Source organism: Nocardioides sp. 616 (assembly GCF_002930065.1).
GTDB lineage: Bacteria > Actinomycetota > Actinomycetes > Propionibacteriales > Nocardioidaceae > Nocardioides > Nocardioides houyundeii.
Map to the genome: position 1 here is coordinate 18888 of NZ_POAG01000019.1, position 25022 is coordinate 43909.

21 protein-coding genes and 1 pseudogene are annotated in these 25022 nt (G+C 72.2%); 14 read left to right on the forward strand and 8 right to left on the reverse strand.

Annotated elements, in window-relative coordinates:
* The first annotated feature begins 77 nt into the window (after positions 1-77).
* Entirely contained in the window at positions 78-725 is a 648-nt protein-coding gene (locus C5H89_RS11310; protein ID WP_162799341.1) for a class I SAM-dependent methyltransferase, read from the forward strand.
* A 12-nt stretch (positions 726-737) separates the two neighbouring features.
* Here the strand turns inward: C5H89_RS11310 and C5H89_RS11315 are convergent, their stop codons facing one another.
* A complete protein-coding gene (locus C5H89_RS11315) occupies positions 738-1667 on the reverse strand; it encodes a glycosyltransferase (protein ID WP_104107142.1) in 930 nt (309 codons plus the stop codon).
* A 21-nt stretch (positions 1668-1688) separates the two neighbouring features.
* Here C5H89_RS11315 and C5H89_RS11320 point away from each other — a divergent pair, with 21 nt between their 5' ends.
* Together C5H89_RS11320 and C5H89_RS11325 are read left to right on the forward strand one after the other, a co-directional pair.
* Positions 1689-2969, forward strand: coding sequence for a hypothetical protein (locus C5H89_RS11320; RefSeq protein ID WP_162799342.1), 1281 nt, complete (start codon positions 1689-1691; stop codon positions 2967-2969).
* Positions 2966-3748 (forward strand): glycosyltransferase, encoded by a 783-nt coding sequence (locus tag C5H89_RS11325; protein WP_205304993.1) that lies wholly within the window; start codon positions 2966-2968, stop codon positions 3746-3748. The genes C5H89_RS11320 and C5H89_RS11325 overlap by 4 nt, the downstream gene beginning before the upstream one ends.
* 9 nt (positions 3749-3757) lie before the next feature.
* Here C5H89_RS11325 and C5H89_RS11330 read toward each other — a convergent pair whose 3' ends face one another.
* The 5 genes from C5H89_RS11330 to C5H89_RS11350 all read right to left on the reverse strand — a co-directional run bounded on the left by C5H89_RS11330 (position 3758) and on the right by C5H89_RS11350 (position 8864).
* The gene (locus C5H89_RS11330; protein ID WP_104107144.1) at positions 3758-4645 is read right to left on the reverse strand and encodes a glycosyltransferase family 2 protein; all 888 of its coding nucleotides are present in this window, start codon (positions 4643-4645) and stop codon (positions 3758-3760) included.
* A complete protein-coding gene (locus tag C5H89_RS11335; RefSeq protein ID WP_104107145.1) occupies positions 4638-5102 on the reverse strand; it encodes a DUF2304 domain-containing protein in 465 nt (154 codons plus the stop codon). Before C5H89_RS11335 ends, C5H89_RS11330 begins: the two co-directional genes overlap by 8 nt.
* Complete coding sequence (locus tag C5H89_RS11340; protein ID WP_104107504.1) at positions 5099-5776, reverse strand: glycosyltransferase family 2 protein; 678 nt, start codon at positions 5774-5776, stop codon at positions 5099-5101. The genes C5H89_RS11335 and C5H89_RS11340 overlap by 4 nt, the downstream gene beginning before the upstream one ends.
* Positions 5777-5842: 66 nt before the next feature.
* Complete coding sequence (locus tag C5H89_RS11345) at positions 5843-7666, reverse strand: hypothetical protein (protein WP_162799343.1); 1824 nt, start codon at positions 7664-7666, stop codon at positions 5843-5845.
* A gap of 37 nt (positions 7667-7703) precedes the next feature.
* Positions 7704-8864, reverse strand: coding sequence for an endonuclease/exonuclease/phosphatase family protein (locus tag C5H89_RS11350; RefSeq protein WP_104107147.1), 1161 nt, complete (start codon positions 8862-8864; stop codon positions 7704-7706).
* Positions 8865-8969: 105 nt separating this feature from the next.
* Here C5H89_RS11350 and C5H89_RS11355 point away from each other — a divergent pair, with 105 nt between their 5' ends.
* The 10 genes from C5H89_RS11355 to C5H89_RS11400 all read left to right on the forward strand — a co-directional run bounded on the left by C5H89_RS11355 (position 8970) and on the right by C5H89_RS11400 (position 21474).
* Positions 8970-9686 (forward strand): TIGR03936 family radical SAM-associated protein, encoded by a 717-nt coding sequence (locus C5H89_RS11355; protein ID WP_101526083.1) that lies wholly within the window; start codon positions 8970-8972, stop codon positions 9684-9686.
* A 352-nt stretch (positions 9687-10038) separates the two neighbouring features.
* Positions 10039-13428, forward strand: a complete 3390-nt coding sequence (locus C5H89_RS11360; RefSeq protein ID WP_104107148.1) for an Rne/Rng family ribonuclease — start codon at positions 10039-10041, stop codon at positions 13426-13428.
* Between the two features lie 256 nt (positions 13429-13684).
* Complete coding sequence (gene rplU / locus C5H89_RS11365) at positions 13685-13987, forward strand: 50S ribosomal protein L21 (protein WP_104107149.1); 303 nt, start codon at positions 13685-13687, stop codon at positions 13985-13987.
* A gap of 40 nt (positions 13988-14027) precedes the next feature.
* Positions 14028-14282 (forward strand): 50S ribosomal protein L27, encoded by a 255-nt coding sequence (gene rpmA / locus C5H89_RS11370; protein WP_101523953.1) that lies wholly within the window; start codon positions 14028-14030, stop codon positions 14280-14282.
* A gap of 96 nt (positions 14283-14378) precedes the next feature.
* Positions 14379-15911 (forward strand): GTPase ObgE, encoded by a 1533-nt coding sequence (obgE, locus tag C5H89_RS11375; protein ID WP_104107150.1) that lies wholly within the window; start codon positions 14379-14381, stop codon positions 15909-15911.
* Positions 15908-17044, forward strand: a complete 1137-nt coding sequence (gene proB / locus C5H89_RS11380; protein ID WP_205304994.1) for a glutamate 5-kinase — start codon at positions 15908-15910, stop codon at positions 17042-17044. Before obgE ends, proB begins: the two co-directional genes overlap by 4 nt.
* Before the next feature lie 45 nt (positions 17045-17089).
* The gene (locus tag C5H89_RS11385; RefSeq protein ID WP_104107151.1) at positions 17090-18067 is read left to right on the forward strand and encodes an endonuclease/exonuclease/phosphatase family protein; all 978 of its coding nucleotides are present in this window, start codon (positions 17090-17092) and stop codon (positions 18065-18067) included.
* An 88-nt stretch (positions 18068-18155) separates the two neighbouring features.
* A complete protein-coding gene (locus C5H89_RS11390; protein ID WP_104107152.1) occupies positions 18156-19364 on the forward strand; it encodes a cysteine desulfurase family protein in 1209 nt (402 codons plus the stop codon).
* Positions 19361-20470: a tRNA 2-thiouridine(34) synthase MnmA gene (gene mnmA / locus C5H89_RS11395; RefSeq protein WP_205304995.1), complete on the forward strand. Its 1110-nt coding sequence runs from the start codon at positions 19361-19363 to the stop codon at positions 20468-20470. The genes C5H89_RS11390 and mnmA overlap by 4 nt, the downstream gene beginning before the upstream one ends.
* Complete coding sequence (locus tag C5H89_RS11400) at positions 20467-21474, forward strand: methionine synthase (protein ID WP_240181819.1); 1008 nt, start codon at positions 20467-20469, stop codon at positions 21472-21474. The genes mnmA and C5H89_RS11400 overlap by 4 nt, the downstream gene beginning before the upstream one ends.
* Before the next feature lie 84 nt (positions 21475-21558).
* Here C5H89_RS11400 and C5H89_RS11405 read toward each other — a convergent pair whose 3' ends face one another.
* A complete protein-coding gene (locus C5H89_RS11405; RefSeq protein ID WP_240181820.1) occupies positions 21559-21762 on the reverse strand; it encodes a TetR family transcriptional regulator in 204 nt (67 codons plus the stop codon).
* A gap of 154 nt (positions 21763-21916) precedes the next feature.
* Here C5H89_RS11405 and ligA point away from each other — a divergent pair, with 154 nt between their 5' ends.
* Entirely contained in the window at positions 21917-24031 is a 2115-nt protein-coding gene (ligA, locus tag C5H89_RS11410) for an NAD-dependent DNA ligase LigA (protein ID WP_104107153.1), read from the forward strand.
* Between the two features lie 86 nt (positions 24032-24117).
* On the opposite strand, the pseudogene C5H89_RS19365 reads toward ligA, so the two are convergent.
* Positions 24118-24996, reverse strand: a pseudogene (locus C5H89_RS19365) (SGNH/GDSL hydrolase family protein); the annotation flags it as partial.
* Positions 24997-25022 lie beyond the last annotated feature (26 nt).

A 25022-nucleotide genomic window follows, 5' to 3' on the forward strand; every position in this document is an offset into this window, starting at 1 on the left:
CTGGGTCCGCTAGCATTCCCCGAATGGGAGGCAATCCTCAGCCTTCAGGGGCTCCTGCGCCGGGCGCGCGCGGCGTCATGAGTGCCTTCAAGGGACGACGTTCCCCCTACGCCTCCGAGGTGCGTCACCACGTGGCCGACCTGATCCCGGAGCAGGCGCGCCGCGTGCTCGACGTGGGCTGCAACGACGGTACCTTCGGTGCCGAGGTGTTGGGACGGGTCTCAGGGCGGGAGGTCTGGGGCATCGAACCGCACGACCTCGACGCCGCGACGGCCGCAGCGCGGCTCACCGGCGTGGCGCAGGGGTTCTACCCGGACGCCCTGGTCGAGGTGCCTGGCGCGTTCGACTGCGTCAGTTTCAACCACGTCCTCGAGCACATGGTCGACCCGTGGCTCGCGCTGCGCACCACCAGGGAGCGCCTCAGTCCCGGAGGGTACGTCGTCGGGGAGCTGCCCAACATCCGGTACGCGCCGTTCCTCTTCGACCTGGCGGTCCGGGGTCGATTCGAGTACAGCGACTCGGGTCTGCTCGACCGCACCCACCTCCGCTTTTTCACCCGGTCCAGTGCGCAAGGGCTGTTCGAGTCCACGGGCTACGTCCTGGAGGAGTTCTTCCCGGTGGTGGCGATGGGCAACACCCGCCTGCCCCGGACCTCCAAGGTGGTGAGCGTCCTGCTGGGAGACCTGTCCTACCTGGCGTTCGCCTTCCGCGCCCGGCTGGGGTAGCGGGCCGACGGCTCAGATCGGGCCGCTGCGGCCACGCAGGCCAGCCGCGAGGCCGCGTCGGACGTGGCCGAGGCGACGCTGGCGCCCCGGGGCCAGCACGGTGACGATGACCAGGTGCCTAGCCAGCTTGCCGACCGCCCGGACCGCCCAGACGGGGTGCCGGGTCGCGTGCCTGCGCAGCAGCAGGAGCGTGTTGCGGCACTGGTAGTGGTAGCGGAAGTCAGCGGAGACCGGGAACGGCAGCTCGCGCCCTCCGGCCACCGTGATGGCCCTGCCCAACCGGTGCTCCAGCCGGGTCCCGATGGCCAGGACGCAGTGGCGACCGGCGGTGCGCGCGCGGAGGTAGAAGTCGGTGTCGACCCCGTCGATGAAGAGTGTCTCGTCGAAGGTGCCCAGGTCGTCGAGAGTGGAGACGGGCACCAGGAGGCCGGACTGGATCGGCTCGTCCCCGATGACCACCCCGTCCCGCCGACGGCGTCCGGCCCGCAGCCGGGCCACGGAGTCCACCGACTCCGGCGCCACCATGGCGACCCGGACACCGTGGGCGACCGCGTGCCGCTGCGCCTCCAGCAAGGCCTCGACGTAGCCATCGGGGACGACCGAGTCCTGGTCGAGGGTGAGCACGTGCCCCAGGTCCTCGACGCTGCTGCGGAGGACTTCGATGCCGGCGTTGAGCGCGGCCCCGATGCCCCGGTTGACACCCAGCTCCACGACGCGTGCCCCGGCCTCGCGACATTCGGCCAGCACCGCGAGCGAGGTTGCGTCCGGGTCCTTCTCGTCGAGGACGACGACGACCGCGTCGAGGCTCCGCCGCAAGGAGACTACGCTCGTCACGAGCCGGGAGTCGGGCCGGTGCGCGGGGATCACGACGCCCGTGGCCGGGTGTGCCGAGGCCTTCGCGGCCCCCGGGTGGTCCGGGGTCTCCGGCGTCTGGGCGGGCATGGGTGCGTAGACTAACTTACGATGGCTGACCCGAATGCTGAGCCGCGCCTGGCCCGCGGACGGGGTGCCGGCTCCGCAGCCTTGGTAGGTGTCGCCTCGCTCTTCTCGGCGGTCGTGACCTACTTGGTCATGTGGATGGGCGCCCGGTTCCTCTCCACCGCCGACACGACGTACCTGCTCACCTTCCTGTCCGTGCTGTTCGCGACCTACGGGGTGCTCGCCGGGGTCTCCACCGAGACCACGCGCTCGGTGGCCGCTAGCCTCCGGGACGAGCACGCACCCGGGCCCCGGACCTGGGCGGTGGCCCTCGCGGTCGCGGTGCTCTCCTCCCTGGTGGTTCTCGGGCTCGCCGCGGCGTGGCAGGACGAGGTGCTGCACTTCTCGGCGCCCGCGCTGGTCTGGGCGCTGACCGCCGGCGTCTTCGGCTACGCCTTCCACTCGGTCCTGGTCGGTGCCCTGTCGGGCAACGGCTCGTGGGACGTCTGTGCGGCCGGACTGGCCGGCGAGGCCGGGGTCCGGCTGCTGGTCAGCCTCGGGGTCGTGTGGGCCGGTGCCAGCGTGGTGCCGCTGGCGGCGGCCTCGGTGGCCGGGTCCTTCGCCTGGGTCATCCTGTGGTGCGTCTCGCCGCGGGGTCGCGACGCGCTGCGCCTGCGGACGGACTGCCTGGCCCCCGTGCTCGCCCGGCGCATGTCGGTCTCCGCTGTGGCCCAGGCGGCCAACTCGATGCTGGTGGTCGGGTTCCCGGTGCTGCTCGCCGCCACCACCGCGACCTCGGACTACCGCCTCGGCGCCCCACTGCTGCTCGCCATCTCGTTGACCCGTGCGCCGATCCTCATCCCCCTCAACGCCTACCAGGGGTTGGCCGTCTCCTCGCTGGTGCACTCCGGAGCCGGCGTCGGCAGCACCCTGAAGCGACTGTTGGTGCTGGTGGGAGGGGTTGCACTCGTCGGTGCGTTCCTCGCGTGGGCCGTGGGACCGTGGCTGATGACGACGCTCTTCGGCGCCGACTACGAGGTGGCCGGCTGGGTGCTGGCCGGCCTCACCGTGGGCGCAGCGTTCACGGCGGGCCTGACCCTGACCGGCGCGACCGCGCAGGCGCTCGCCGCCCACCAGTGGTTCCTCGCCGGATGGCTCACCGCCCTGGTGCTGGCCGTCGGGGTGCTCCTGCTGCCCGGGTCGATGGAGGTGCGCGCCATCGCGGCCATGCTCGTCGGTCCTGCCGGTGGTCTGCTCGTCCACGTGGCCGGCTTTCGCCGTAGGATCCGCCTCGGCAACGCGATCGAGCAGGACGGACGACCATGACGGACAGCACCCCGGTGTCGGATCCCGCTCCGGCTGGCCCGGTGACGGTCTCCGTGGCGATGGCGACCTACAACGGCGCCTCCTACGTCGAGGAGCAGTTGGCCTCCATCCTGGCCGAGCTCGGGCCGTGCGACGAGGTGGTCGTCGTCGACGACGCCTCGACCGACGACACCGTGGAGCGTCTCGCCCGGGTCGAGGACCCCCGAGTGCGGTTGGTGCGAGCCGACGTCAACCAGGGCTACGTGCGGGCCTTCGAGCAGGCGCTCGGGCTGGCTCGTGGCGAAGTCGTCCTGCTCGCGGACCAGGACGACGTCTGGGTGCCCGGTCGGGTATCGGTGCTGACCAAGGCCCTGGAGTCGCACCAGGTGGTCGCCTCCAACCTCGCTACCCTCGGGGGAGCCGACGGCATCCCGGGGCCGTTCGGCCGCAACGACTGGCGGCTGCGCTCGCGCGACGAGGCGCGCCACGTCCTCAACGTGCTGGGCATCTGGGCCGGGCTTCGGCCCTACTACGGGTGCGCGATGGGGGTACGCCGGGACGCCCTCGCGATGGCCCTGCCGTTTCCGCACTACCTGGATGAGTCGCACGACCTGTGGCTGGCGCTCTACGGCAACCTCGCCGGCAGCATCTCGCACGTGGAGACCCGTACGGTGCGCCGCCGGATCCACGACGCCAACGCCACACCGGTGTCGCCCCGTGGCCTGCTGGCCGTGCTGAGGTCGCGGCTCCTGTTGTTGCGAGCGACCTTGCACCTGCGGTCCCGACTGCGTCGACGCTGACCGGCGCCGTCAGGGTTGCAGGACGTGACGTCCCAGCGACCGCACGGCCGGCCACGAACGGGCTCGAAGGGCGGTGGGCAGGACGCTCGCGGCGTACAGCCGGGACGCAGTGTGCCGCCGGGCGGCCCGGGCCGCCCGAGGCATCCCGGCGGTCGCGCAACGCTGCCCCGCCAGGTCGAAGTAGGCCCGTTCCCGGGCGAACCTGCCGCCGTCGGTGACGGTGGCCGAGGAGGCGCTCGCCGAGTGGCGACGGTAGGCGAAGCAGACCTCGGGCAGCACCAGCATCCGGGAGCCGGTGAGGATCATGTCCACGATGACGGCCAGATCCTGGATGAGCGGGAAATCGTCGAGGAAGTCGTGCTTGCGCAGGCGGTCGGCGCGGAAAGCCAGCGAGGGCCAGTAGAGCCAGTTCCCGCGCAACAGCGACGCCGCGAGCTCCTCGCCGCCCAGCACCAGCGGCTGCTCGACCCGGGGCGCGAAGAGCCGCCGCTTGGCCCGGTCGACGAGCGGCGTCGAGGGCGCCCCGTGCTCGTCGACGATGACCACCCCCGGTTGGACGATGTCCACCTCGTCCGGGGCGGTGGCGATCGCGCGGTGCACCGTCTCGACGTAGTGCGGAAGCATCAGGTCGTCGCAGCCGAAGAAGACCATCCAGTCCGCGGTGGTCAGGTCGAGGCAGCGCCGGTAGTTGTCGGTGATGCCGAGGTTGGTCTCGTTGCGCACGTAGTGGACCCGGGGGTCGCCCAGTCCCTCGACCCAGGGGCCGACTGCCTCGTCCGGGTAGTGGTCGTCGACCACGACGAGACGCCAGTCCGGGTCGGTCTGCGCCAGCACGCTGCGCACGGCAGCGCGGAGCAGCTCGGGATCGCCCCAGTAGGGCAGCAGGATGTCAAGCATCGCCGGCTGGCGTGCGGGCCGCGCTCGCGGTCTCGGTAGTCCCCGGGGTGGGGACCTCGGGCGCCGGGGCGGCCGGCCCCTGCGCCACGAATTCCCGGTCCCGGGCAGACGTGCGCTCGAGGCCGTAGCGCTCGAGCGCCTCGAGGATGGCGAGCCGCCGCGCCAGGCGATGCAACTCGTTGCGGGTCGACTGGGCTGCGAGGTAGCCGTTGACGACGTAGAAGCCGAACGCCACGGCGACCATGTAGAGGACCAGGTCGGTGCCCCGGCCCACGCCCACGGCGTTGGCGACCCGGCTGACCAGGGCTGGCGTCAGCACGGCGATGACGACTACCACCATCAGCAGCGTGAAGAACAGCTTCTTCCACGCGGCCACGCTGTGCGCGCTGCGGCTCCGCAGGGCGACGACGAACAGGAAGCCGAAGGCCGCGATCAGGATGAGTTGGACGAGGATCATCGGCTGACCTTCCGCAACAGGGTGTCGTAGGCGATGTTGACGGCGTTCACGGCCGGCTGGCCCTTGGCCGTGGAGTAGTCGGTGTAGTCGATGGTGACCGGCATCTCGCGGTAGCGGTAGCGGTTGCGGGCGATCAGCTCGATGATCTCGCTGGCGTGCGTCATGTCCGAAGCGGTGATCTCCAGGGTGTCGACGACGTGCTTGTTGAAGGCGCGCAGGCCGTTGTGCGCATCGGTGAGGCGCACGCCGGAGGTGACGTTGCTGAACCGGACGGCAGCCTTGAGCAGCAGCTTCTTCAGGCGGGAGGCGCTCAGCGCGGTGCCGAGGAACCGGGACCCGAGCACGATGTCGACCTCGCCGGACTCCAGGAGCTCGAGCATGGCCACGGCGTCAGCGACGCGGTGCTGGCCGTCGGCGTCGAAGGTGACGAGTCGGCGTACGCCCGGGAGCACCCTCGCGAACTCGATGCCAGTCTGCAGCGCAGCACCCTGGCCCATGTTGATCGGGTGGTTGACCAGGAACGCGCCAGACTTCAGGATCTCGTTCGCCGATGAGTCGTGGCTCCCGTCGTTGACGCACACGACATTCGGGCACACCTGACGGATCCCCGCCACGACGCTACCGATCATCTCAGCCTCGTTGTAGACGGGCACGACAAAGGCAACGTCATCCATCACCTGCCGCAATATACCTCTCATCGAGGTGGGCACGACCGTGCGTGCGGGCTCGGGACGGGGGGTTCAGCCCTTGACGAGGGTGATCTCGAGGCCCTCGGGAGCCTCGCAGTAGGTCCGCATCGTCTTGGCGAAGGTGCGGTCCCTGGTCAGCACCCGGGTGCCCTCGCCCCACACCTTGGCGGCGGCACAGACGGCCTCCCAGTCGGCAGGGTCCAGCACGTAGGCAAACTGGCGGATGGAGGCGTTGAGGTCCTTCGCCGAGGACTGCATCAACCAGAAGTTGTACATCCCGTCGGTCGGTGAGTAGCCGGCGAGGATCGTCTTGGGGTGCTGGGCCATCAGCCGGAACATCTCGGCCAGGGCCTGGTCGTTGACCCGGTCGTCGTGCATCCGGACCGGGGCGAGGACCGAGGCGACCGTCATGGGCCGCACCGGGGGCGTGACCAGATACATCACCAGGACGCTGAGGACAAGCGCCGGGATGACCCCGGTGCCGCTCCAGGCGCGGCTCGCCAGGCGTTGGAAGGGGGAGACCAGTGCCGCGAACAGCACGATCACCCCGACCGTCATGAGTATCCAGGTGAACTTGATCGGGTAGTAGCCCCACAAGGTGGGCATGCCCTCCCTGGCAAGCATCAGCTGGGCGACGCCGAGGCCGATGGCCGGCGCCGCGGTCCAGAAGCCCCAGCGCAGCTGCGGGTCGAGCCAGCGGTGCAGGACGAGCACCAGGACGGCGGCGCCGATGCCGATCCACAGGCTGCGCTTGGCGTCGTAGACAGGGGAGGCGCCGTCGAACGAGGGCAATCCGCCGGCGGACTGCAGGTCGGGCAGGGTGATGAAGACGGCGTACGCGACGGCTGCGGCGAAGGTGAGGACCGGCACCAGCACGAGCCGGCCGGAGGCGCGCAGCCCCTTGCGCTGACGCAGGGCCGCGACGAGGAGCCACAGAGCCGGCACCGCGGCCACCGGACCCCAGGCCGTGCCGCAGGCCCAGGTGCTGAGCACCAGTCCGGTGACGGCAGCCACCGGGTGGTGGACCTGGGCGCACCAGCACATCCAGGCCACGAGCAGCAGCAGCAGCGCGGGAGCGACGTTCTGGAAGCCGTAGGCGAACGTGTAGCCGGCGCCGAACCACAGCCAGGGGATCAAGCCCGCGACCGCCGCGACCAGGACCCGCTGGCCGCCGGGGCGTGCCGAGGCCAGGGCGAGCAGGGAGGCGAGCACCGACACGGCCATGAACAGGAGCAGGCCGAGCTGGCCGGCCGAGAGGACGAGCTGGCGCACGGTGTCGCTGGCGTTGAGCCCATCGAGGCCCACCGCCCCCCACGAGCCGTGGACCACGGTCGCCAGCGGTGCCGGGTTGCCCTGCTCGAGGATCAGACCGCCCTGGCGGACGAACTGCCGGTTGAGGATCATGTTGTTGGCCGAGTCGCCGACCATCGCCCAGGTCAACCAGGGGTGCGGTGAGGTCAGGGCGGTCCAGAGGAAGTAGAACCCGATCACGGCCGGGGTGAGCAGCACGGCGCCGAGGTCGAACAGCTGGCGGCGGCTCAGGTCGGGCCTGGTGCGGGCCGCGATCACCGCGTGCCCGGCGCCCACCACGGTCCACGCGATGAGGTTGTCGGCGCCGATGTCCCAGCCCACCGAGGCACTCACGTAGCCGAGCAGGACCTGGCCGACCAGTGACCCGGCGAGCACGACGGCGGTGGACAGCCGCCAGCCGAGTGCTCCGGCGTACGCCGAGACGCACGCGGCGAGGGCGGCCAGCACCAGTGGCAGCACGTTGCTGGTGAGGGCTGCTAGGACACAGCCGACAGCAAGAAGAGTCAGCCAGCCGAGCAACCACGGCAGGGTCCGGTCCCGCCGGGCAAGGCTCTCTCGATCCACGAAGGTCCTCTCGTGCTCTGGTCGGCTCGCGAGGAGACTACAAGCCGGGAGACGGGTCGACCCACTCGCACCGGCTGGCGCTGGCGAGCAGCAGGTCCACCCCGACCGCGCGGTGGTCTGAGACCGCAGAGGGCAGCACCCGGGCACCGGCGGGGACGAGCGTCTGGGTCAGGAACAGGAAGTCGATCCGGGCGCGCGGGGCCCGGGCCGGGACCGTCAGTCCGGATCCCTGCCCCACCAGGGTCCAGGGATCGGTCAGGGTCGCGGTCATGGTCCGGTACGGCTCGCTGCCCGGGCTGGCGTTGAAGTCGCCGCCGACGACCACCGGCGTCGGGGCGCTCGTGGACACCACCTGCTGGACCGACCGGGCCTGGGCCCTGCGCAGCTCGGTCGAGGTGTGGTCCAGATGGGTGTTGTAGACGTCCACGGAGTGACCCTGCACGTCGACGCGGGTGCGCAAGAGCCCACGCTGCTCGCCGCCGGGCCGGTTCGGCAGCGTGTGGTGCTCCGCCTCGGTGATGGGAAAGCGGGAGAGGGTGGCCAGGCCGTACTGCTGCGGCTCCCGGCTCCCCGCCGCCCAGGTGAGGTTGGGGGCGAACGCCTGGTACATCTCCAGCTCCGTGGCCAGCTGGGCCGGGGTGTCCAGCGACCCGGACCGGGGCCGGAACCGGTCCACCTCCTGCAGCAGCACGACGTCGGCGCCCGAGGCCCGGATCTCCCCGGCGATGGTGTCCAGGTCCAGGCCGCGTGGCCCGATGCCGGCGTGGATGTTGAACGTCAGCACCTTGAGCGAGACGACGCTCGGCTGGGGGAGGCAGTACGGCGCGGCGCGGGAAGCGGTCGGGCCGGGGGCGGTGGTGGTGCCGCTGCGGGTCGGGTTGGGTGAGGGCGAGGTGGGGATGACGGTCTTCACAGTGGCGGGGGTCGGGGACCGCCCGGGGGAGGTGGTGGGCCCCGTCGCGGGAGCGGGGGAGGGGCCGTCCGACACCGTCGGGGACGTGGTGGGTGACGCGGGCGTGCCGCTGGGGTCAGCGGACGGAGCAGCCGTCGGCGGTACGCCGGTCGCGACGGCAGCGGGCCGGGGCGCGGGAGTCCCCTGGTCGGCCGGGTCGAGGGTCACCACCGTGAACGAGAACAGGCAGATGAGGCCCAGCGCCGCGACCACTGCCCAGGGCAGCGTGGTCCTGAACCGACTCATCCGTGCTCCGTGATCGTGGGGAAGACGACGTCATGCTAGTCGCCGAAGCCGCACCGGAGGCCCTGGACGCGGGGTTCGGGGAGGTCGGCAGCTACGGTGTCCGGCGTGCGTGAGCAGCCTGAGCAGCAAGCCCCACCGGTCCAGCGTCTGAGGATCCGGTACGCCAAGCGCGGGCGGCTGCGGTTCACCAGCCACCGCGACTTCAGTCGTGCCTTCGAGAGGGCGATCTTCCGGGCCCGCATCCCGATGGCCTACTCCTCGGGCTTCAACCCGCATCCCCGGATCTCCTACGCCAATGCCTCACCGACGGGCGCGGCCTCGGAGGCCGAGTACCTCGAGATCGGGCTCGCCCAGGTCGTCGACCCGGCCCAGGTCCACAGCGAGCTCGACGAGGCGCTGCCCGACGGGCTGGACGTGGTGGAGGTCGTGGAGTCCCCGGGGGGCTCGCTCGCGGACCTGCTGCAGGCCAGCCGCTGGCGGGTGGGACTGCCCGGCGTGGACGGCATCGAGCCGTTGGTCGAGCGCTTCCTGGCTCAGCAGGAGGTCCTGGTCGAACGGATGACCAAGAAGGGCAAGCGCGAGTTCGACGCCCGGGCCGCTGTGCTGTCCCTGGTCGCCGAGCCGGGCACCGGAGGCACGGTGCTCGAGCTGGTGCTGCGACACACAGTGCCGGCCGTCCGGCCCGACGACGTGCTGGCCGCGCTCGCCACGGTCGGCGAGCTCCCGACGGTGGGCGGGGTGCCGCTGCTGACCCGGATCGAGCAGGGCCCCCTGGACGAGGAGTCCGGCGCGATCGCCGACCCGCTGCATCCGCTGGTTTAGGGCCTTCGGCTCACCGGTGTGCGATACTCGCCCTTGGTCGCACCTGACGGCGTACGCCGCCGAGTGGGACCCGACGACGTTCTCGCCGGCTCGACATCCAGTCGTCCGGCACGAGGGATGAAGGTCGCCACCAGACCGCGACGCGGCCCGGGTGAGTCCGTGACAGGGGCTCTCCCGTGTGACACCGACAGGTGTCTCAGGGCCCCGCGACCGCGGCAGGTGGACGGCGCGCATCCGTCGACGCGCCCGCGGAGGGCGTCGCCGCCATCGAAGGCTTTACGTCGCGGATCCTGAGTGCTCGGGTCCCGTCGTCCTAACACAGCCGGTGCACGGCACCGGTCGAGGAGCGCAGATGCTCGACGAGAATCCTGTTGAAGAGTCGAACGGCAGCACCGGTTCGTCCGCCGCGAACGAGGTGGGCGCCGCGTCCACCACGCCGGCAGACGGTGCTGCACCCGTGAAGAGGGCGGCCAAGCGGACCGCCACCCGCAAGACGGCGGCGAAGAAGACCACGACGGCGCGCGAGAGTGCTGCCGCCGACCCGCTCCCGGAGAGCTCGAGCGAGGGTGTCCCCGCGGGCCCGGACGTGCCGGGGGAGGAGGGCGTGCCGGCCAAGAAGGCGGCCGCCAAGCGGACCACCGCGAGGAAGAGCACCACGCGCAAGACGGCAGCCAAGAAGGCTGTCGCACCTGCGGCCGGCTCCGAGGAGTCCGCCGCGTCGACCGAGGCTGCGGCCACCGAGCCGGTCACGGGCACGCTGCCGCTCTTCCAGGCGCCCGAGACCAGGGCCCCGGCCCGACGTACCCGCAAGCGCGCCGAGACTGCTCCCGTCTCAGATCCGGCGACCGCACCCGTCACCGCACCGGGGGACGCGCCCGCAGCGGCCACGCCGGCGGACCCCGAGCCGCAGGCCCCGGCCGAGGCACCGCGGACCACCGTCACCCGGCGCACCCGCGGCACCTCGACCCGAGCAGCCCGTGCCAAGGCTGCTGAGGCGAACGCCTCGGCCGAGTCGGCTCCTGCCGCGACGCGCACACCCGCCGTGGCCGAGTCGCCCACGACCGCTGACGCCACCACCGCGTCCGGGAGTGCCGCCACCGCCGAGGCCGCCCCGGCGGCTGCCGAGGCCTCCCTGGAGGCCCCCAAGGTGACGCGCCGCAACCCCCGCTCCCGCCGGGGCACCGGCACCCGGGTCGCCGCCGACCAGGTCGAGGCACCCGCCGAGACGCCGGTCGAGACGCCGGTCGAGGAGGACGACCTGGAGATCACCGACGCGCTCGACGCGGCTGCGGTGGCCGACCAGGCCGAGGACCAGGCCGAGGATCAGGCTGAGGACCAGGCCGAGGACCAGGCCGAGGACCAGGCCGACGAGGACGAGGACCAGGACGAAGGGACCCCGGCGCGTCGCCGCCGGCGCCGCGGCGGTCGCCGTCGCCGCAAGGCCGGTGAGAACCAGGGCGAGGACCACTCGGCAGACTCCGAGGACGAGACCGAGGCCTCCGCCGAGGAGTCCGCCGACGATTCCGACGGCTCTGAGGGCCCCGATGGCACCGACGGTGCCGAGGACCAGAACGGCTCGCCCAGCTCCCGCCGACGTAGGCGCCGTCGCCGCTCCAGCGAGGACGGCGGGGACAACGGTGACGACCCGGAGAACACCGTCACCCGCGTGCGCAAGGCACGCTCGGCCGAGGACCAGATCACTGCGGTCGCCGGCTCCACCCGGCTCGAGGCCAAGAAGCAGCGGCGTCGCGAAGGTCGCGAGGCCGGCCGCCGCCGCGCTCCGATCGTGAGCGAGGCCGAGTTCCTGGCCCGCCGCGAGGCCGTCGACCGGGTCATGGTCATCCGTCAGCGCAAGGACCTGACCCAGATCGCGGTGCTCGAGGACAAGGTGCTCGTGGAGCACTACGTGGCCCGCGAGTCCCAGACCTCGCTGATCGGGAACGTCTACCTGGGCAAGGTGCAGAACGTGCTGCCCTCCATGGAGGCGGCGTTCATCGACATCGGCAAGGGTCGCAACGCCGTGCTCTACGCCGGCGAGGTGAACTGGTCGGCGCTCGGCCACAAGGAGGGGCAGCCCCGCAAGATCGAGTCGGTGCTCACCTCCGGCCAGACCATCCTGGTCCAGGTCACCAAGGACCCGATCGGGCACAAGGGCGCGCGCCTGAGCAGCCAGGTCAGCCTGGCCGGTCGCTTCCTGGTCTACGTCCCCGACGGCACCACGAGCGGCATCTCGCGCAAGCTGCCCGACACCGAGCGCAACCGCCTGAAGGCGCTGCTCAAGGAGATCGTCCCGGACAGCGCCGGCGTGATCGTCCGCACGGCAGCCGAGGGCGCCAGCGAGGACGAGCTGACCCGGGACGTGGAGCGGCTCAAGGCCCGCTGGGAGGACATCGAGGCGAAGGCGCGGGGCAACGCCCCCCAGCTCCTCTACGGAGAGCCCGACCTCACCCTCAAGGTGGTGCGCGACCTCTTCACCGAGGACTTCAACAAGCTGGTCATCGAGGGCGACGACGCCTGGGACACCGTCCAGGGCTACGTCACCCACGTGGCACCCGACCTCGAGGCGCGTCTGGAGCGCTACCGGCCCTCGGAGCACAGCGACCAGGACGTGTTCTCGGCGTACCGGATCGAGGAGCAGATCGCCAAGGGACTGGACCGCAAGGTCTGGCTCCCGTCGGGCGGCTCGCTGATCATCGACCGCACCGAGGCCATGACCGTGGTCGACGTCAACACCGGCAAGTTCACCGGCTCCGGGGGCAACCTCGAGGAGACGGTGACCAAGAACAACCTCGAGGCCGCCGAGGAGATCGTGCGCCAGCTGCGGCTGCGCGACATCGGGGGCATCATCGTGGTCGACTTCATCGACATGGTGCTCGAGGCCAACCGGGACCTGGTGGTCCGGCGCCTCGTGGAGTGCCTGGGACGGGACCGGACCCGGCACCAGGTCGCCGAGGTCACCTCGCTCGGCCTGGTCCAGATGACGCGCAAGCGCATCGGCACCGGCCTGCTGGAGACCTTCTCCCACGACTGCGACCACTGCCACGGGCGGGGCGTGGTGGTGCAGAGCACCCCCGTCGAGCCCAGGGCAGGCGACGACGAGGCACGCCGCGGTGGTGGCGGGCGCCGAGGAGCTCGCAGCGGCCGCGGCGAGAAGGGCGCGGAGAGGACCCCGGAGAAGGCCCCCGAGCGGACCCCGGATCGCATCGTGCCGCCCTCGCCCAAGGTCGTGGCCTCCATGGTCAAGCCCGAGAGCGTCCTCCAGGCGGTCGAGGCCAGGCAGGCAGAGCCCGACTCGCAGCCCGAGCCGGTCGAGCCGAACGGTTCTGCCCAGGAGCACGAGCAGCCGGTGCTGGCGCCGCCGGTGGTCACCGAGGCTGAGCGGGACGCCCCGGTGGCACCCCCCGTGGCGCCCCCGGTGTCAGAGCCGGTGTCAGAGCCGGTGGCACCCCCCGTGGCACCCCCGGTGTCAGAGCCCGACGCGACGCCCAAAGGGAGCCGCGAGCCCGACCAGGTGGAGCAGGCTGCTTCCGTGGCGACGGACAAGCCCCGGGTCGTGACCCGGACGCGCCGTCGTACCGCCTCCCGGCCGGCTGGACCGCCCGCGGTCGTCACCGTGGACCCGGCGCTGTCCGGCCTGGAGACGCCCACCGACGGCGGCTCCGGGACCGGTGACGGGTCGAGCGACCCCGAGTCCCAGGTCGAGCACGTCCCGATCAAGAAGAAGGGCGCTCGCAAGCGCTGACCCGATGCTGCCGAGCCCCTCTCCTGCCTGCTCCTCGCGGGTGGGCAGGAGAGGATCCGGCGCTCCTGCAGGGTCGGACGGGGCCTCGTTTTGCCCTGTCGCAGTCGAAGTCGTAAAGTTGTTCCTCGTGCGCTCCAGCGCACCCCCCATTCGTACGGCCCGCACGCCTTTCACGCGCGACCGGTGGCAGGGGCCGTAGTTCGTTGTCATTCAGGCCAGCAGTGGTCAGGCCAAACCAGAGGAGAGTGAGTCCGCCGTGTACGCAGTCGTGCGCAGTGGCAGCAAGCAGCAGAAGGTTGCTGTTGGCGACGTCATCGAGATCGACAAGATGGACACCGCCGTCGGCGAGACCGTCTCCCTGCCCGTGGTCATGGTCGTGGACGGTGACAACGTCACCGCCCAGGGCTTGGACAAGGCATCCGTGACCGTCGAGGTCCTCGGCGCCACCAAGGGTCCCAAGATCATCATCCAGAAGTACAAGAACAAGACCGGCTACAAGAAGCGCCAGGGTCACCGCCAGAAGTACATCCAGGTCAAGGTCACCGACATCTCCCTCTGAGTGGCTTCCCGCCTCTCGCGATCCACGAAGGACTGAGCTCATGGCACACAAGAAGGGTGCAGCCTCGACCAAGAACGGTCGCGACTCAAACTCCCAGCGCCTCGGCGTGAAGCGTTTCGGCGGCCAGGTCGTCAGCGCCGGCGAGATCATCGTCCGCCAGCGCGGCACGCACTTCCACCCCGGCAGCGGCATCGGCCGCGGCGGCGACGACACCCTCTTCGCGCTCGTCGCGGGTGCGGTGGAGTTCGGCACCAGGCGCGGCCGCAAGGTCGTCAACATCGTCCCGGGCGAGTGACCTGACGCTTCCCAGCACCTCAGCACAGCATCCATCGAAGGGCGTCCCTGGACTTGGGACGCCCTTCGTGTGTTTCACCCCAGTCAGGAGATCCCCATGGCCGTCCCCACCTTCGTCGATCAGGTAACGCTGCACGTCAGCGCAGGCCGCGGCGGGAACGGTGTGGCGTCCGTGCACCGCGAGAAGTTCAAGCCCCTCGGCGGGCCGGACGGCGGCAACGGGGGCCCCGGTGGATCTGTGATCCTCCGGGTCGACCCCGACGTCACCACCCTCATCGACTACCACCACAGCCCGCAGCGCCGTGCCGAGCACGGTGGTCACGGAGCCGGTGCCCACCGCAACGGCGGCCACGGCGCCGACCTGGTGCTGCCGGTCCCCGACGGCACGGTCGTCAGCGACGCGGCGGGCAACGTGCTCGGCGACATGGTCGGTGCCGGCAGCGAGATGGTCGTGGCCTCCGGTGGCCGCGGCGGCCTCGGCAACGCGGCGCTGGCCTCCTCCAAGCGCAAGGCGCCCGGCTTCGCCCTGCTCGGAGAGCCCGGCGACGAGCTGGACATCAGGCTCGAGCTCAAGGTCGTGGCCGACGTCGGCCTGGTCGGCTTCCCCAGCGCCGGGAAGTCGTCCCTGATCGCGGCGATCTCCCGGGCCCGGCCCAAGATCGCCGACTACCCCTTCACCACCCTGGTGCCCAACCTCGGGGTGGTCCGCGCCGGTGACACCGTCTTCACCGTCGCCGACGTCCCCGGCCTGATCGAGGGCGCTGCCGAGGGTCGCGGCCTGGGCCATGACTTCCTGCGCCACATCGAGCGCTGTGCCGCCATCGTCCACGTGATCGACACCGCCTCCATCGAGCCGGGGCGCAACCCGGTCGACGACCTGGCGATCATCGAGTCCGAGCTCAGCAGGTACGGCGGACTGGAGGACCGGCCCCGTCTGGTGGCGCTGAACAAGATCGACGTCCCCGACGGCTCCGACATCGCCGACATGGTCGTGGACGACCTGCGCGAGCAGGGACACCTGGTCTTCCCGGTCTCGGCCGCCTCCGGTGCCGGCCTGCGGGAGCTGACCTTCGCGATGGCCGAGATCGTGCAGCGCTCGCGCACCACGAAGCCGGTCGAGGAGGTCACCCGCATCGTCATCCGCCCGCCCGCGGTCGGCCAGGGCGACTTCCAGGTCGTCGAGACCCCCGAGGGTTGGCGGGTCCGCGGTGCCAAGCCGGAGCGCTGGGTGCGTCAGACCGACTTCAGCAACGACGAGGCCGTGGGCTTCCTCGCCGATCGGCTCAACCGCCTGGGTGTCGAGGACAAGCTGGTGCAGCTGGGCGCCCAGGAGGGCGACACCGTCCTGATCGGGCACCCCGACAACTCCGTGGTCTTCGACTTCAAGCCCAACATCGAGGCCGGCGCCGAGATGCTGGGACGTCGCGGTGAGGACCAGCGCTTCGAGGAGGCGCGGCCGGCGCGTGGGCGCCGCCGCGACATCGAGGCCGCCATGGACGAACGTGGCGAGAACGAGACCCGCGCCGACGTGGCGCGCCGCATCGACAAGCCCGAGACCTTCGGTCCCAGCTCCTACGTCATCGGGTCCAAGGACGACCCGGACTGGGCCGAGGACGACCCGGAGGCATGACCCCGGGGGAGGACCTGCGTGCCGTCGTGGCCGGTGCCCGCAGGGTCGTGGTCAAGGTCGGCTCCTCGTCGCTGACGACTCGGGCCGGCGGGCTGGACCCCGACCGGATCGCCGAGCTGGCCGACGTACTGGCTGACGTGCGCGAACGCGGCGCCGAGGTCGTCCTGGTCTCCTCCGGCGCGATCGCCGCCGGACTAGCGCCGCTGGGACTGAGTCGCCGCCCGCGCGCACTGGCCACCCAGCAGGCCGCGGCGTCGGTGGGCCAGGGGCTGCTCGCCCACCGCTACCAGGAGGAGTTCGCCCGGCACGGGCTGACCACCGGCCAGGTGCTGCTGACCGTGGACGACGTCACCCGCCGCGCCAACTACCGCAACGCCCACCAGACCCTCGCCAAGCTCCTCGAGCTCGGGGTGCTGCCCATCGTCAACGAGAACGACACCGTGGCCACCACCGAGATCCGGTTCGGCGACAACGACCGCCTCGCCGCGCTGGTGGCGCACCTGGTCGACGCGGACCTGCTGGTGCTGCTCTCCGACGTCGACGGGCTGTACGACGGCCCGCCCGGCCAGGAGGGCACCCACCGGATCGAGCACGTGCGCTCTGCGGTGGATCTCCAGGGCGTGCGGATCGGCAGCGCCGGCTCGGCGGGTGTCGGCACCGGCGGCATGGTGACCAAGGTCGAGGCTGCCCGCATCGCGACCGGGGCCGGGATCCCCGTGGTCCTGGCCGCGGCGTCCGACGCCGCCGCGGCGCTGGAGGGCCGGCCGGTCGGCACCCTGTTCCACGTCACCGGGCGGCGTCGGGGGATCCGGCTGCTGTGGCTCGCCCACGCGACCGAGCCCAAGGGGAGCCTGGTCCTGGACGACGGGGCCGTGCGTGCCGTGGTCGAGCGCCGCGCCTCCCTGCTCGCCGCCGGAGTCACCGGGGTGTCTGGCAGCTTCGAGGCCGGCGACCCGGTCGACCTCGTCGACCCGGACGGTCGTCCGGTGGCCCGCGGGCTGGTCAACTTCGATGCCCGGGAGGTGCCGGACCTGCTCGGCAAGTCCTCCCAGCAGCTCAAGCGGGAGATGGGGGCGGGCTACGAGCGGGAGGTCGTGCACCGCGACGCTCTCGTGGTGCTCGACCGCGCCTGAGCATCGATCGCTCCCGAGCCGGGAAGGCGGAGTAGGTTCTCCCGCGTGCGCCTGCGATCCGTGCTCCTGTGGTCCGCGCTGCTGGCGTGCCTGCTCGGCGCCGCGGCGCTGACGCTGCTGCGCGTGCTGGGACCGGAGCGGGGAGTGCTGGTGCGCGCGGTGTCGTTCGCGCCCGCCGCCGTGCCGGCGTACCTGGTGGGGCTGGTGCTGCTGGCGGTGCTCGCCCGCAGCCACCGACGTCTCGCCCTGGCGCTGTTGCTGGTGCCGGCCTGCGGACTCGCGCTACACGGCTGGTGGCTCGCGCCCTACCTGGCCGGCGACGCGCCCACGCCCGCGGCCGGCGGTGCCCGGATGCGGGTGATGACGGTCAACGTGCTCAACGGCACGGGTGAGCCCGAGGAGGTCGTGCAGGCGGCCGAGCAGCACGACGTCGACCTGCTGGCGGTGCAGGAGATCGAGCCCTCGACGCTGTGGGCCATGGAGGACGCCGGCCTCAACGAGCGGCTGCCGTTCCACGCGGGGGAGGCGGTCTACGGCGTGTCGGGCTCGATGCTGTTCTCCCGCAACCCCATCACCGACGTGCGGCCGATCGGGACCCAGTGGGTCTCCTTCACGGCCGTCACCGAGGTGGACGGCGAGCCGGTCACCGTGGTGGTGACCCACCCCGAGTCGCCGATGGGGGACGGCAGCGGGTGGCGCTCGGACCACGAGGCGCTGCGCGGGGCGGTGCGGGAAGAGCGGCCGGACCTGGTGCTGGGGGACCTCAACGCCACCGTGGACCACGGTCGGTTCCGGCGCCTGCTGGCCACCGGCCTGCGGGACGCCGCGGAGGTGGCGAACTCCGGGTGGCAGCCGACGTGGCCCTCCGCGGGACAGGTCCGGGTCGCCGGGCTGGGCCTGCCGCGGCTGCTCGCCATCGATCACGTGCTCCTGGGGCGACGCTGGACGGCGACCGGGACCCGGGTGGTCGAGATCGCGGGCACCGACCACGCCGCGCTGGTCGCGGAGGTGGCCCTGCGCTGAGACCGCCGCGCAGCTAGCGGGGCGCGCACCGCCAGGACCGGCGGCACCTGTGACCCCGTGACCCGGGGCGCCGTAGGCTGACGGTGACATGAGTGCCCCCGCCCCCTCCGACACCGCCCCCTCCGGCACGGTCTACCTGGACCACGCCGCGACGACGCCCATGCTGCCGGTCGCCGTCGAGACGATGCGCCGGCACCTGCTGGAGGTCGGGAACGCCAGCTCGCTGCACGGTTCGGGCCGCGCCGCCCGCCGGGTGGTGGAGGAGAGCCGGGAGGCGATCGCGCAGGCGCTGAACTGCCGCCCGGGCGAGGTGGTGTTCACCTCCGGCGGGACCGAGTCGGACAACCTCGCCCTCAAGGGCATCCTGTGGGGACGCCAGGCCCAGGACCCGCGGCGCACCCGGATCCTGTCCAGCGCCGGTGAGCACCATGCCGTCCTGGACCCCCTGCACTGGCTTGCCGAGCGTGGTCAGGCCGAGGTGGAGCTGCTCCCCATCGACAGCGCGGGACGGCTCGACGTGGCTGCCATGCGCGCCGCGGTGGAGCGCGACCCGGAGTCGGTGGCCCTGATCTCGTTGATGTGGGCCAACAACGAGGTGGGGACCCTGCAGCCGGTCGAGGAGGTGGTGCGGATCGCCGCCGAGCACGGCATCCCGGTGCACACCGACGCGGTGCAGGCCGTGGGCGCGGTCCCGGTCGACTTCACGGCCAGCGGCGTCGACGCGCTCACCTTCACCGGCCACAAGCTCGGCGGCCCCTACGGCGTGGGCGCCCTAGTGGTACGCCGGGAGGTCCCGGTCACCGCCCTGCTGCACGGTGGGGGACAGGAGCGCGACATCCGCAGCGGCACCCTGAACCCGGCGGGCATCGCGGCGCTCGCCGCAGCGGTCCGGTCCGCGATCGAGCAGCAGCCCGCGCACGCCGCCCGGGTCGGGGCCCTGCGCGACGAGCTCGTGCGTCGGGTGCGCGAGGTGGTGCCGGACGCGCACCTGCACGGGGACCCCGGGCAGCGACTGCCGGGCAACGCCCACCTCGGCTTCCCCGACTGCGAGGGCGACTCGCTGCTGATGCTGCTCGACGCCCAGGGCATCGAGTGCTCGACCGGCTCCGCGTGCTCCGCCGGCGTGCCCCAGCCGTCCCACGTGCTGCTGGCGATGGGCTGCGACCCGGTGCAGGCCCGCCACTCGCTGCGCTTCTCCCTGGGTCACACCTCCACCGGATCCGACGTGGACGCGGCCGTGGCCGCGCTCGGGCCGGCCGTGGAGCGGGCCCGCCTGGCCTACGGGAGAGCGCTGTGAAGGTGCTGGCCGCCATGTCCGGCGGCGTGGACTCCGCGGTGGCCGCGGCCCGGGCGGTGGACGCGGGGCACGAGGTGACCGGCGTGCACCTGGCGCTGTCGCGCAACCCGGCGTCGTACCGCACGGGTGCCCGGGGGTGCTGCACCATCGAGGACAGCAACGACGCCCGCCGCGCCGCGGACGTCATCGGCATCCCCTTCTACGTCTGGGACCTCAGCGAGCGGTTCCACGCCGACGTGGTGGAGGACTTCATGGCCGAGTACGCCGCCGGCCGCACCCCCAATCCCTGCCTGCGCTGCAACGAGAAGATCAAGTTCGCCGCGGTGCTGGAGCGGGCGCTCGCGCTCGGCTTCGACGCGGTGGCCACCGGTCACTACGCCCAGCTCCGGACCGGGGAGGACGGCCTGATCGAGATGCACCGGGCCGTGGACCACGGCAAGGACCAGTCCTACGTGCTCGGGGTGCTGACCCAGCAGCAGCTCGCGCACTCGCTGTTCCCCCTCGGCGACTCCCGGAAGTCGGACGTGCGGCTGGAGGCCGGGCGCCGTGGGCTGCTGGTGGCCGACAAGCCCGACAGCCACGACATCTGCTTCGTCGCCGACGGCGACAACGCGGGGTGGCTGCGCGAGAAGCTGGCGGACCGGGCCCCGAGCTCGACCGGCACCTGGGGCGGCGACATCGTCGACGACGCCACCGGCGAGGTGCTGGGCACGCACGAGGGCACCTACGGGTTCACGATCGGTCAGCGCAGAGGGCTGCGCCTGGGCCGGCCCGCACCGGACGGGAAGCCCCGTTTCGTGCTCGACATCGAGCCGGTCACCGGCAACGTCCGCGTGGGCGGTCGGGAGCGACTGGGGGTGGACCACGTCGACGGCGTCCGGGCGCGCTGGTGCGGCACGGTCCCGTCCCGGCTGGAGGGCACCGTGCAGCTGCGGGCACACGGCGCGGAGCACCGCGCCGTCGTCGAGACCGACGGCGAGACGGTCAGCATCGAGCTGGTCGACCCTGCCGAGGGCATCGCACCCGGGCAGGCGGCGGTCATCTACTCCGGCACCCGGGTCGTCGGGTCCGCGACCATCTCGGCCACCCGCCGGGTGAGCGTGTGAGCGCCGCCACCGGCATCGGCTCCATGCCCGGCCCGGGCACCGACGACCCGGCACGGACGTACGCCGAGACGGTGCGCACGGTGCTCGGCGTGCTGGGGGAGCTGCCGCACGTTCCCGAGCTCCCCGGACGCGGAGCGGCGGCGACCATGACCGGTCGGGCGCTGGCCGTGGTCGAGGGACTCGGCGCCGACCTGCAGCCAGCAGGCTGGCGGCTCACCGACGCCGCCGGGGTGGACCTGCGCCGCGCCCGCTCCCTGCTGGCCCAGGACCTGGACACGGTCGAGGAGCTGGCCCAGGGCTACGTCGGCGACTTCAAGACCCAGCTGACCGGACCCTGGACCCTGGCGGCCACCGTGGAGAAGCACCGCGGCGACAAGGTGCTCTCCGACCACGGTGCCCGCCGTGACCTGGGGCAGGCGCTGGCCGAAGGGGTACGCGGGCACGTCGCGGACCTGCGGCGTCGGCTCCCCGGTGTGGAGCGGCTCATCGTGCAGGTCGACGAGCCGGCGCTCACCGCCGTCCTGGAGGCCACCGTGCCCACGGCCAGCGGCCTCGGCCGGCACCGCAAGGTCGACCTGCCCGAGGCGTCGGCGACGCTGACGGAGGTGCTGTCCGCCATCGCCGGGGCCGGGGCCGAGCCCTGGGTGCACAGCTGCGCGGCCCGGACGCCGCTGGACCTGCTCCGCGGGGCCGGGGCGCGCGGGCTCTCGGTGGACCTGGACCAGCTCGACGCCGCCGACCACGACCAGCTCGGCCAGGCGCTGGAGGCGGGGCTGAGCGTCGCCCTCGGCGTGGTCCCCACCGCCGAGCCCGCGCAGCCGGTCTCGGAGAAGGCGTCGGTCGAGCGGGTGCTGCGCTGGCTGGACATGCTCGGCTTCGGGCTGGACGAGGTCTCTGCCCAGCTGGTGATCACCCCGTCCTGCGGACTCGCGCGGGCCTCCCCGGCGTGGGCACGTGGTGCCCTGGAGCTGGCCGGAGCGACCGCCCGCGAGCTCAGCCACTGAGCTCGGCCACTGATCAGTGGACGCCGGCCCCTTCGGGGCCGTCGGTGGCCAGCTCCTCGTGCTTGACGTCCAGCCCGACCCAGATCAGGACCGAGGAGACCACCGCCATCCCGGCGCCCACCAGGAAGGCCATGGTGGCACCTCGGTGAACGCGGTCAGCGACGCCAGCTCGGCCACGGTGCTCTCGAACCGGGGTCCGAGCTGCTCGGCGACCAGGGCCGCCTTGGTGCTCCACCGCCGGTAGAGCGTGGCCTTGCTGGCACGGGCGGCGCTGGCGACCGCGTCCATCGTGAGGCGTCGTGGCCGAGGTCAGCCAGGACGTCGAGGGTGGCCTGCAGGATCTCCTGCTCACGCCCGATGTCGGGAGGGGACAAGCAGGTTTCACCGGCCTGTCCCCACCCACCGGAGCGCGGGTGTCGGTGCGGCCCGGCAAACTAGGGCCATGAGCACGCCCGAGGTCACCCCCGCCACCCCGGATGCCCGCGACCGCCACCAGGTGCTGTCAGAGGAGATCGAGGACGCACGCTGGGGCTACTACGTGCTGGACGCCCCCACCCTCGACGACGCCGACTTCGACCGGAGGATGCGTGAGCTCGAGGCGCTCGAGGAGGCGCACCCGGAGCTGCGCACGCCCGACTCGCCCACCCAGAAGGTCGGCGGTGCGGTCTCCACCGAGTTCACCCCTGTCGACCACCTGCGACCGATGGAGTCCCTCGACAACGCCTTCTCCTTCGAGGAGGTCCAGGCCTGGTACGCACGTCTGGCCCGCGACGGGATCGCCCAGCCCGACCTGCTCTGCGAGCTCAAGGTGGACGGGCTGGCGATCAACATCCTCTACGAGCAGGGCCGGCTGGTCCGCGCGCTGACCCGCGGCGACGGCCGCACCGGCGAGGACGTCACCCCCAACGTCAAGACCATCGACTCGGTGCCGCACCGGCTCACCGGCACCGAGGAGTTCCCCGTCCCCGAGCTGGTCGAGGTGCGTGGAGAGGTGTTCCTGCCCGCCGAGGCCTTCGAGCGGCTCAACTCCGCGATGGCCGACACCGGCAAGCCGCTGTTCGCCAACCCGCGCAACGCCGCGGCAGGCTCGCTGCGTCAGAAGGACCCCAGGGTCACCGCCACCCGGTCCCTGGGCATGGTCTGCCACGGGATCGGTGCTCGGCAGGGCTTCGAGCCGGCCACCCAGTCCGGCTCCTACGACGCCCTGCGTGCCTGGGGTCTGCCCACCTCCGACCAGGTGAGGGTGGTGCCGACGCTGGGTGAGGTCGAGGCCTTCATCGAGCACGTGGGGGAGCACCGGCACACCATCGTCGGCTACGAGATCGACGGCGTGGTGATCAAGGTCGACGACGTCACCCTGCAGCGGCGCCTCGGCTCGACCAGCCGGGCGCCGCGGTGGGCGATCGCCTACAAGTACCCGCCGGAGGAGGTCAACGCCAAGCTGCTCTCCATCGAGGTCAACACCGGCCGGACGGGCCGGGTGACGCCGTTCGGCGTCATGGAGCCCACCCGGGTGGCCGGTTCGACCGTGGAGCGGGCCACCCTGCACAACGCCCACGAGGTCAAGCGCAAGGACGTGCGCCCCGGAGACACCGTGATCCTGCGCAAGGCCGGGGACGTGATCCCCGAGATCGTCGGGCCGGTGCTGCCCCTGCGCCCCGACGGACTAGCGGAGTGGGTCATGCCGACCCGGTGCCCCTCGTGCGGCACGACGTTGGTGCAGCAGAAGGAGGGTGACAAGGACCTGCGGTGTCCCAACCACCGCGAGTGCCCCGCCCAGCTGCTGGACCGCGTCTTCCACGTCGCGGGTCGGGGCGCTTTCGACATCGAGGGACTGGGCAGCGAGGCCGCCGGAGCGCTGCTCCAGGCCGGGGTGATCGTCGACGAGGGCGACATCTTCGACCTCACCAGGGACCAGCTGCTCCGGACCGAGCTGTTCACCCGAGCCGCCAAGAAGACCGAGCTGGACGGCGCGACGTCCGGGCGCGTGCTCAGCGCGAACGGAGAGCGGCTGCTGGACAACCTCGACCGGGCCAAGGCGGCCCCGCTGTGGCGGGTCGTGGTCGCGCTCTCCATCCGGCACGTCGGCCCCACCGCGGCGCGTGCCCTGGCCACGGAGTTCGGGTCCCTGGACGCCATCCGCGACGCCGACGAGCAGCAGCTGGCCGACACCGAGGGCGTGGGCCCGACCATCGCGGCCTCGGTGCGCGAGTGGTTCGACGGCGAGCAGGGCGACTGGCACCGCGACATCGTGGAGAAGTGGCGGGCGGCCGGGGTCACCATGGCCGACGAGCGCGACGAGTCGGTCCCCCGCACCCTGGAGGGACTGACCCTGGTGGTGACCGGCTCCCTGGAGCGGTTCACCCGCGACTCCGCCAAGGAGGCGATCATCGCCCGCGGGGGCAAGGCCTCAGGCTCGGTGTCGAAGAAGACCGACTACGTGGTGCTCGGGGACAACGCCGGCTCCAAGGCGGACAAGGCCGAGCAGCTGGGGGTTCCGACCCTGGACGAGTCCGGCTTCGAGCGGTTGCTGGCCGAGGGTCCGGACGGGCTCTGAGCCCCACGGTCCGCCTCGCCGCGGTCGACCTTGGCACGGATCAACCCGGCGACGGCCGCCTGCTCGTTGGCGAACGGGTGGTAGAAGATCGCCTTGCTGGTGTTGTCTTTTCCGTTGACCCATGGGTCGGCCGAGCAGACGTCGTGCCCGCGGCTGGCGCGCGCCACGTTCACGTACTCCGCGCCGGTCCTGCTCGCCGCTCGCCGGATCACCGCGTTGAGCCGTCGGTTGAGCCCGCGCGAGTAGGCGTAGTCGCCCTTGGCTAGGGGGAGCTTGGCGCAGGTTCCCCGACGCGGCACCAGCTGGGGATAGCCCACCAGCAGGATCCTCGCCTCCGGGCTGCGCCGCTGGGCCCCCTTGACCACCTTGACGAGGCGCTTGCCGGTGCGTTCGGTCTGGTCCCGCAGCCGGTCGCCGCCGCCGGGCTTGCGGTTGGCGTCGCGGCACGGCGCGCCCGAGCGGTCGGTCTTGGCCAGCTGGGAGCAGTTGAAGATCAGGGCTGCGAAGACGCCGAAGTCGTTGCCACCGATCCCGATGGTCACCAGGTCGGTGTCCGCGGTCAGCGAGTCGAACTGGGGTGGGACCTCGACGCCGAAGGGGCGCTGGGTCTTGGTCATGTTGGTGGTGTCGGCGGCGCCGCAGCTCACGTCCACCACCTGGGTGCCGGGCCAGGACCTGGCCAGCACGGACGGGTAGTTGTTGGTCGAGCGGGTGCACACCAGGCCGGAGGGGTCGGGGTCCGGGACCCCGGTGGCGGCCGTGAAGGAGTCGCCGAGCGCCACGTACCGCAGCGGCGCAGCGGCGGTGGTTGCCTCCGAGCTCGGGGCTGCCGCGGGAGCGGCGCTGGGGGCGGAGCTGGGAACGGGGGCCGTCGCGGAGCCGGAGGCGCCGGAGGAGAGCGAGGCGCCGAGCAGCGTCAGCGCCACGACGGCGACGAGGCGGGGACGGCGTACGGCGCGACGCATGCGGGTGTCCTCTCGGGGGTGGTAAC